The organism is Sphingomonas sp. FW306-1B-B10E, assembly GCF_058782005.1.
This window is the reverse complement of record NZ_JBYSXG010000094.1, coordinates 1-7,473: the sequence shown is the minus strand read 5'-3', so window position 1 is coordinate 7,473 and position 7,473 is coordinate 1. Positions and strand designations below refer to the sequence as shown.

Here is a 7,473-nt window from a genome sequence, read left to right as displayed (position 1 = left end):
GGGGAGGGGCTTTGCTTGCGGCTTGGCTCGCCCCTCCCCTTCAGGGGAGGGGTTGGGGTGGGGCCCGCCGGACCAGCGATCAGGGCGTTGCCGGAGAACGGAAAGAATAGTGCTCACGACACCTTCGATGTTTTCGCGGACGTCGATGTTGGTGAAACGCAGCACTTGGAAGCCCCCCCGGCTAAGCCGTTCATCTCGCTTCCCGTCATAGATTGGATCATGCGTATCGCCGTCGATTTCGACGATCAGGCCTTTGGCCGGGCAGAAGAAATCGCAGATGTAAGGAAAGAGTACGGCCTGACGCCGAAATTTGTGACCGAGCTGGGTGTTGGAGAGATGGCGCCAGACCCGAACCTCTGGCTCGGTTGGATTGCGGCGCATTTCCTTTGCCCGCTCGAGAAGTTCCTTCTCTGTTACCACTGCCCCACCCCAACCCCTCCCCTAAAGGGGAGGGGCTTCAAGGTAGCAGCTTACGCCAGCTTCTCCATCACTTCGTCCGAGACTTCGTAATTCCCCCAGACCGTCTGGACGTCGTCGTCGTCGTCGAGCGCGTCGATCAGCTTGAACAGGGTGCCGGCATCGCCCTCCTCGACCGCGACCATCGTCTGCGGGCGCCAGGCGAGCTTGGCGCCTTCGGCTTCGCCAAGCACGGGCTCGAGCGCCTTGGCGACTTCGTGGAGCGAATCCATCGCGGTCCAGATCTCGTGGCCGTCCTCGCTCGACGTCACGTCCTCGGCGCCGGCCTCGAGCGCGGCCTCGAAGACCTTGTCGGCGTCGCCGGCCTTGGCGGGATAATTGATCAGGCCCATCCGGTCGAAGGCGTGGCTGACCGAGCCGGGCGCGCCGAGATTGCCGCCATTCTTGCTGATCGCGGTGCGCACGTTGGTGACGGTGCGGTTGCGATTGTCGGTCAGCGTCTCGACGATCAGGCTGACGCCACCGGGGCCGAACGCCTCGTAGCGGATCTCTTCGTAATTCTCGGCATCGCCGCGGCTCGCTTTGTCGATCGCCCGGGTGATGTTGTCCTTGGGCATCGACTGCGCCTTGGCGGCGTTGACCGCGGCGCGCAGCCGCGGGTTCATGTCGGGATCGGGCAAGCCCATCTTGGCCGCGACGGTGATTTCGCGGCTGAGCTTGGAGAACATGCCCGAGCGCTTCTTATCCTGCGCACCCTTGCGGTGCATGATGTTCTTGAATTTGGAATGGCCTGCCATGGGTACAACCTACCGTTCGGGCTGAGCTTGTCGAAGCCCCGTTCTGCTTTCTCAGCCAGCGGTAGAAGAAAGTACGGCCCTTCGACAAGCTCAGGGCGAACGGGGAGATGTGGCGGCGGGGCTCAGTGCAGCCCCAGCGCCTGGCGATAGGTTTCGAGCAGCGCGTCGGCCTCGTCGCGGTGATGCTTCTCCATCTTCCGCAGGCGGACGATGTGGCGCATCGTCTTGACGTCGAATCCGGTCGACTTGGACTCGGCATAGACGTCCTTGATGTCGTCGGCGATGCCCTTCTTCTCTTCCTCGAGGCGCTCGATCCGCTCGATGAAGAGGCGCAGCTGCTCGGCGGAAACGGAATCGGACATGGGATACTCCTGCTGGTGGCGCCGCGCCCGCGCAGGGCCGCAGCGGCGGCCCCGGGGATCGGCGATGAAGATGGAAGCGCGCGCTTAAAGGACGCGGGCGCCGGGCTCAAGTAGCTAGCGGCCGGGCTCGCTCATCGAGGGCGGATCGCTGGCTGGGAAGCTCTCGTCGATCGCCTCGTCGAGCAATTCCTCGCGGTGATTCTTCGCCAGGCTCTCCTCCATCCGCGCGAGCTGCTCGGGGGTGGCCTCGCTCTGGTACTTCGCCTTCCACTCGGCGAAGGGCATGCCATAGATCAGCGCGCGCGCCTCGTCCTTCGACAAAGTGCCGTCGGCCTCCTGTACCCATTCGGCGAGGCAGTTGCGGCAAAAGCCCGAAAGCCCCATCAGGTCGATATTCTCGGCATCGCTGCGATGCCGCAGATGGCGGACGAGCCGCCGGAACGCCGCGGCCGCCACTGCGTCGTCTATAGTCTCAAGTGTCGGCACCGTGGACCTCCGTGGTTGATCGACGCAGATTAACGGTTAGAGGCAGGCGCGCACAAGGATGACAGCGATGACAAAGGCCCTACGCCCCCGCACCCGTAAAGTCCGCGTCCTCGCGACGCTGGGACCCGCGAGCAACACCGTCGAGATGATCGAGCGGCTGTTCGAGGCGGGCGCCGATGCCTTCCGCGTCAACATGAGCCATGGCGACCAGGCATCGAAGGTGCCGGTGATCGAGGCGATCCGCAGCCTCGAGAAGAAGTTCGGGCGGCCGACGACGATCCTCGCCGATCTCCAGGGGCCGAAGCTCCGCGTCGGCAGGTTCGCCGAGGGCAAGGTGGTGCTCGCCGCGGGGGACGAATTCGTCCTCGACCGCGATTCGACCCCGGGCGATGCGACTCGCGTCGAGCTCCCCCACCGCGAGATCTTCGAGGCGGCGCATGCCGATGCGCGGCTGCTGCTCGACGACGGCAAGATGGTGCTGCGCGTCGTCGAGGCAGCGCCCGATCGGCTGGTGACGCGCGTCGAGGTGGGCGGAACCCTGTCCAATTCGAAGGGGCTCAACGTCCCCGACATGGTGCTGCCGCTGGCGGCGCTGACCGAGAAGGACCGCAGCGACCTCGCCTTCGCGGTCGAGCAGAATGTCGACTGGATCGCGTTGAGCTTCGTCCAGCGGCCCGAGGATCTGATGGAGGCGCGGCGGCTGATCGGCGGCAAGGCGGCGCTGCTCGCCAAGATCGAGAAGCCGAGCGCGATCACGCGGCTGGAGGAGATCGTCGAGCAGTGCGACGGCGTGATGGTCGCGCGCGGCGATCTCGGCGTCGAGCTGCCGCCGCAGAGCGTGCCGCCGCTGCAGAAGCGTATCGTCGAGACCGCGCGGCGGATGGGCCGGCCGGTGATCGTCGCGACGCAGATGCTCGAATCGATGATCGAATCGCCCTCGCCGACCCGCGCCGAAGTCTCGGACGTGGCGACCGCGGTATATGACGGCGCCGACGCGATCATGCTCTCGGCCGAGAGCGCGGCGGGCAAATGGCCGGTCGAATCGGTGGCGATGATGAATTCGATCGCCGACGCGGTCGAGCGCGATCCCGCGCATGGCGACCGCGTCCACTTCACCGTCACCCGCCCCGATCCGACCACTGCCGACGCGCTCGCCGAAGCGGCGAAGAACATCGCGCGGACGGTCTCGGCCTCGGCGATCGTCTGCTTCACCAGCTCGGGCTCGACCGCGCGGCGAATCGCCCGCGAGCGGCCGACGGTGCCGATCATGGTGCTGACCCCCAAGGTCGAGACCGCGCGGCGCACCGGATTGCTATGGGGCAGCCACGCGGTCCACACCCGCGACGTCGAATCGTTCGAGGAGATGGTCGGCAAGGCGAAGCGCATGGCGCTGCGCCAGGAACTGGCCGGCGCGGGCGACCGCATCGTGGTGTGCGCCGGCGTGCCGTTCGGGACGCCGGGCTCGACCAACGTGCTCCACGTGGTGACGATCCTGGGCGACGAGCTCAAGAATTATCAGGGGCCCGAGGGCGGCTGAGCCTCAGGCGAAGCGATAGGCGGCGGGGTGGCCGCCTAGCTTGCCATCACGCGTGAGCAGCTTGGCGCCGAGCTGCTGGGCGTGGAGCAGCAGAAGCTCGTCGAACGGATCGGTGTGGACGAGCGCGGGCTTCAGCTCGGCGGCGATATCGGCGCCGGTGAGTTCGGCGAGCGTCAGTCCGGTCTCGCCGATCAGCGAAAGTGCGGCCGCTGGGCTCAGCGCCTTGTGCGGCTTTCCCCGCAATTCGAGCGAACGCCATTTCAGGCGGATCTCGAGCAGGGAGACGCTCGACACGACAAGCTCGACATCTTCGGCGAGCAGGGCTCTTTCGCGAGGCCTAAGCTCCTGCGGCGCGCCGGTGAGCCAGATGAAGAAATGCGTGTCGAGCAACAGCTTCATCGCGGCTCGATATCTGGATTGTCTTCCAGACCCAGCACCTTGCGGCTGAATGCCGGATCGTCGAACTCGGGTGGCCACAGATCGTCGGCGTCGAGGCCATCGAGTCCCATCGCCTTGCGCACGCGCGCCGCACGCTCGAAATCGAAGGCCTTTTTCGGGGACTGCGGAGGTCCGAGCTCAGCGATGGCCTTACCGTTCTTGGTAATGGTGACGCGCTCGCCCTTCTCCGCGGCTTCGAGCGCAGTAGCGAAATTGGCGCGGGCTTCGCGGACCGACATCTTCATGGCTGCCTCCGTTGTGTACGCAGTGTACACCTTCACGAAGCTTCAGGCAAGCAACCCCAGCCGCATCAGCTCGGCGCGGAAGTCCTCGGCGGTGCTGAACAACACGCCATGGATGCCGGCGGCATTGGCGCCGTCGATATTGGCGGGGCTGTCGTCGACGAACACCGCGTCGGGGCCCTCGAGCCCGAAGCGCCGGAGCGCGAGCGCGTAGATCGCGGGGTCGGGCTTGACGAGCTTCTCGTCCCCCGAGACGAGGATGTCGCGGAAGCGATCGAACAATTCGGCGTGCTGCGGCACCCAGGCGCGCCAGAACTCGCCCGAGAAATTGGTGATCGCGAACAAGGGCACGCCCGCGGCATCGAGCTCGCGGACGAGCTCGAGCATGCCCGGGACGGGGACCTCGACCGTCTCGTTGAAGCGCGGTCCCCAGGCCGCGATCAGCTCGGCATGCTCGGGGAATTGCGCGCTCAGTTCAGCCGAAGTCTCGGCGAACGGGCGGCCGGCATCGTGCTGGAAATGCCATTCCTTGGTGACGACATTCGCCAGAAACGCGTCGAGCGCCTGATCGTCCTCGATCAGACGCTCGTAGAGACGTCGCGGTTGCCAGTCGAAAAGGACGTTGCCGACATCGAAGATGACGGCGGACGGCGTCCCCACCTACTGGATCAGCCCTGGCGGGCCTTGAACCGGCGATTCGTCTTGTTGATCACGTAGATCCGGCCGCGGCGGCGGATCACGCGGTTGTCGCGGTGGCGCCCCTTGAGCGACTTCAATGAATTCACGATCTTCATGACCGATTCGCTTCTCAAATATTGGATGCTGGAAAAGAGGCGCCCGCCTAATGGCCGATACCGGCCAAGTCAAGGTGCTGCGGCCTTGCGGAACCGACTCGCCCGCGGCAGGGTTTGAGCTGCGGCGGGGCGTTCTCCCCGCGAGACAGGAGGCGTGCCCGGTGACCAAGCTTTTCAGCATCGCAGTGGTGGGCGCGGCGTTGCTCGCGGGTGGCTGCACGACGACGCGCACCGCGCCGGTGGAAGTCACGCGCTATCATCTGGGCGCGATGCCCGAGCGGACCAGCGTCGCGATCGAGCCGGCGACCGGCGCCGCACAGATCAGCCCTGAATATCAGCTTTATGCCGATGCCGTCGCAGCCGAGCTCCAGCGGATCGGCTTCGCGCCCGGCGCGACGGCGTCGGGCTATATCGCCGGCGTGTCGTTCACGCGCGTCTCGCGCGGCGCCTATCGCGAGCAGCCGCCGGTCTCGATCGGCCTGGGTGGCGGCGGGATCAGCGGCGGCCGGCGCGGCGGCGGCGTGGGCCTCGGCGGCGGACTGTCGTTCGGCATCGGCGGCAAGACCCGCGAAGTGACCGGATCCGAGCTGGCGGTGCAATTGCGCCGGCGCAGCGACAACACCACCGTTTGGGAAGGCCGCGCGGTCACCGAAACGGTGAGCGGCAAGCCGGGCAACGACCCGCGCGAGGCGGCGGCGCGGCTCGCCCGGGCGCTGTTCAGGGACTTCCCAGGCGAGTCCGGGGTGACTACCACGGTCAAATGAGCATCCAGATCAACGCCGCCTTCGACGGCGGCAATATCCGCGTGGTGGCGATCGACGGCGACCGAGTCGACCTAGAGATCGTCACCGATCATTTGTCCGACTTCTACCAGTGGTTCCACTTCCGGCTGGCGGGCGCCAAGGGGCGTACGCTGACCTTCCGCATCCTCAATGCGGGCGGGTCGGCCTATCCGTTCGGCTGGCCGGGCTACCAGACGCGGTGGAGCACCGACCGCGAGAATTGGCGGACGACCGATACCGATTATGCCGACGGGGTGCTCAGCTTCACCCGCGCGATCGACACCGACATTGTCTGGTTCGCCTATTTCGCGCCCTATTCGATGGAGCGGCATCACGACCTGGTGACGCGGATTGCGGCGCAGCCGGGCGTGACGCACCACGAGCTCGGCCAGACGCTCGACGGCCAGCCGATCGATTGCCTGAGCATCGGCGAGGGCCCCAAGCAGGTCTGGCTCTACGCGCGTCAGCATCCCGGCGAGACGATGGCCGAATGGTGGATGGAAGGCGCGCTCGAGAAGCTCACCGACGCGGGCGACGCCAACGCGCAGGCCCTGCGCCGGAAGGCGACTTTCCACATCGTCCCGAACATGAACCCCGACGGGTCGCGCCGCGGGCATCTGCGCACCAATGCCGCTGGGATCAACCTCAACCGCGAATGGCATTCCCCGACATTAGAGAAGAGCCCCGAAGTGCTCGCGGTGCGCAACCGGATGGACGAGACCGGCGTCGCTTTCGCGATGGACGTGCACGGCGACGAGGCGATTCCGGCCAACTTCCTCGCCGGCTTCGAGGGGATCCCGAGCTGGACCGACGCGCTAGGCGAGAAATTCTACGATTTCGCGCGGCGGCTGGCGGACACCACGCCCGAGTTTCAGCTCGATCTCGGTTATGAGAAGTCGGCGCCGGGACAGGCCAACCTGTCGATGTCGACCAACCAGTTGGCCGAGCGCTTCGGCGCGGTGTCGATGACGCTCGAAATGCCGTTCAAGGACCACGATGCGAATGCCGACCCGGAATTCGCCTGGTCGCCGGCCCGGTGCAAGATCCTCGCGCATGCCTGTCTCGACACGCTCGCCGGCATGATCGACGAGGTCTGATGGAGATACGCGAGGGGGGACTGGACGACCCGCAGGTCGTCGCTTTGCTCAACGTGCATTTCGCGGGGATGCTCGCGAATTCGCCGAAGGAGAGCTGTCACTTCCTCGATCTCTCCGGGCTGCGCGCGCCCGGCGTGACGTTCTGGACCGCCTGGGACGGCGAGGATCTGCTCGGCTGCGGCGCGCTCAAGCAGCTCGATCCGGCGCATGGCGAGATCAAGTCGATGCGCACCGCCGCCGAGCATCTCCGCCGCGGCACCGGCGCGGCGCTGGTGTCGCACATCCTCGGCGTCGCGCGCGCGCGCGGGTATAAAAGGCTGAGCCTCGAGACGGGGTCGGGCGAGGCGTTCGATGCGGCGCATGGCCTGTACCGCCAGTTCGGCTTCACCGAATGCGCGCCGTTCGCGGAGTATAAGCCCGACCCGTTCAGCCGATTCATGTCGCGGGTGGTTTAGGGCTCGAGTCTCCCCTCCCTCCTAGGGAGGGTCAGGGGTGGGTAAGAGAAGGTCGGGCTCGATGCC

General features: G+C 66.3%; 12 protein-coding genes. 4 read left to right on the top strand and 8 right to left on the bottom strand.

The window, feature by feature from the left end:
• The 4 genes from AC3WJI_RS21270 to AC3WJI_RS21255 all read right to left on the bottom strand — a co-directional run.
• Nucleotides 1-420, bottom strand: a 420-nt coding sequence (locus tag AC3WJI_RS21270; protein ID WP_492759306.1) for an endonuclease domain-containing protein, incomplete at its 3' end; no start/stop codon positions are given.
• Between the two features lie 50 nt (nt 421-470).
• Nucleotides 471-1,214: a YebC/PmpR family DNA-binding transcriptional regulator gene (locus AC3WJI_RS21265; protein ID WP_492759305.1), complete on the bottom strand. Its 744-nt coding sequence runs from the start codon at nt 1,212-1,214 to the stop codon at nt 471-473.
• A gap of 122 nt (nt 1,215-1,336) precedes the next feature.
• Nucleotides 1,337-1,576, bottom strand: a complete 240-nt coding sequence (locus tag AC3WJI_RS21260; protein ID WP_492759304.1) for a DUF2312 domain-containing protein — start codon at nt 1,574-1,576, stop codon at nt 1,337-1,339.
• Between the two features lie 114 nt (nt 1,577-1,690).
• On the bottom strand, nt 1,691-2,062 hold the full coding sequence (locus AC3WJI_RS21255) for a DUF1244 domain-containing protein (protein WP_492759303.1): 372 nt from the start codon (nt 2,060-2,062) through the stop codon (nt 1,691-1,693).
• A gap of 67 nt (nt 2,063-2,129) precedes the next feature.
• On the opposite strand from AC3WJI_RS21255, the gene pyk reads away from it, so the two are divergent.
• A complete protein-coding gene (pyk, locus tag AC3WJI_RS21250) occupies nt 2,130-3,599 on the top strand; it encodes a pyruvate kinase (protein WP_492759302.1) in 1,470 nt (489 codons plus the stop codon).
• A gap of 3 nt (nt 3,600-3,602) precedes the next feature.
• Here the strand turns inward: pyk and AC3WJI_RS21245 are convergent, their stop codons facing one another.
• From AC3WJI_RS21245 to ykgO, 4 genes are read right to left on the bottom strand one after another with little or no spacing between them, the layout of a single operon-like run.
• Nucleotides 3,603-3,998 (bottom strand): type II toxin-antitoxin system VapC family toxin, encoded by a 396-nt coding sequence (locus tag AC3WJI_RS21245; RefSeq protein ID WP_492759301.1) that lies wholly within the window; start codon nt 3,996-3,998, stop codon nt 3,603-3,605.
• Entirely contained in the window at nt 3,995-4,318 is a 324-nt protein-coding gene (locus AC3WJI_RS21240) for a type II toxin-antitoxin system Phd/YefM family antitoxin (RefSeq protein ID WP_492759300.1), read from the bottom strand. Before AC3WJI_RS21240 ends, AC3WJI_RS21245 begins: the two co-directional genes overlap by 4 nt.
• 6 nt (nt 4,319-4,324) lie before the next feature.
• Nucleotides 4,325-4,939 carry an HAD family hydrolase gene (locus AC3WJI_RS21235; RefSeq protein WP_492759299.1) on the bottom strand — a complete coding sequence of 205 codons (615 nt, stop codon included), beginning with the start codon at nt 4,937-4,939 and terminating at the stop codon, nt 4,325-4,327.
• A gap of 8 nt (nt 4,940-4,947) precedes the next feature.
• Nucleotides 4,948-5,073, bottom strand: coding sequence for a type B 50S ribosomal protein L36 (gene ykgO, locus AC3WJI_RS21230; RefSeq protein WP_066482602.1), 126 nt, complete (start codon nt 5,071-5,073; stop codon nt 4,948-4,950).
• Nucleotides 5,074-5,234: 161 nt separating this feature from the next.
• On the opposite strand from ykgO, the gene AC3WJI_RS21225 reads away from it, so the two are divergent.
• From AC3WJI_RS21225 to AC3WJI_RS21215, 3 genes are read left to right on the top strand one after another with little or no spacing between them, the layout of a single operon-like run.
• Nucleotides 5,235-5,837, top strand: a complete 603-nt coding sequence (locus AC3WJI_RS21225; protein WP_492759298.1) for a DUF4136 domain-containing protein — start codon at nt 5,235-5,237, stop codon at nt 5,835-5,837.
• The gene (locus AC3WJI_RS21220) at nt 5,834-6,952 is read left to right on the top strand and encodes a M14 family metallopeptidase (protein WP_492759297.1); all 1,119 of its coding nucleotides are present in this window, start codon (nt 5,834-5,836) and stop codon (nt 6,950-6,952) included. The genes AC3WJI_RS21225 and AC3WJI_RS21220 overlap by 4 nt, the downstream gene beginning before the upstream one ends.
• Nucleotides 6,952-7,407 carry a GNAT family N-acetyltransferase gene (locus tag AC3WJI_RS21215; protein ID WP_492759296.1) on the top strand — a complete coding sequence of 152 codons (456 nt, stop codon included), beginning with the start codon at nt 6,952-6,954 and terminating at the stop codon, nt 7,405-7,407. Before AC3WJI_RS21220 ends, AC3WJI_RS21215 begins: the two co-directional genes overlap by 1 nt.
• The last annotated feature ends 66 nt before the right edge of the window (nt 7,408-7,473 follow it).

Excerpts from the sequence above, each read along its gene's own strand:
- AC3WJI_RS21220 (WP_492759297.1), top strand. The coding sequence starts at position 5,834 with ATGAGCATCCAGATCAACGCCGCCTTCGACGGCGGCAATATCCGCGTG.
- AC3WJI_RS21265 (WP_492759305.1), bottom strand. The coding sequence starts at position 1,214 with ATGGCAGGCCATTCCAAATTCAAGAACATCATGCACCGCAAGGGTGCG.
- AC3WJI_RS21215 (WP_492759296.1), top strand. The coding sequence starts at position 6,952 with ATGGAGATACGCGAGGGGGGACTGGACGACCCGCAGGTCGTCGCTTTG.
- AC3WJI_RS21260 (WP_492759304.1), bottom strand. The coding sequence starts at position 1,576 with ATGTCCGATTCCGTTTCCGCCGAGCAGCTGCGCCTCTTCATCGAGCGG.
- AC3WJI_RS21245 (WP_492759301.1), bottom strand. The coding sequence starts at position 3,998 with ATGAAGCTGTTGCTCGACACGCATTTCTTCATCTGGCTCACCGGCGCG.
- pyk (WP_492759302.1), top strand. The coding sequence starts at position 2,130 with ATGACAAAGGCCCTACGCCCCCGCACCCGTAAAGTCCGCGTCCTCGCG.
- ykgO (WP_066482602.1), bottom strand. The coding sequence starts at position 5,073 with ATGAAGATCGTGAATTCATTGAAGTCGCTCAAGGGGCGCCACCGCGAC.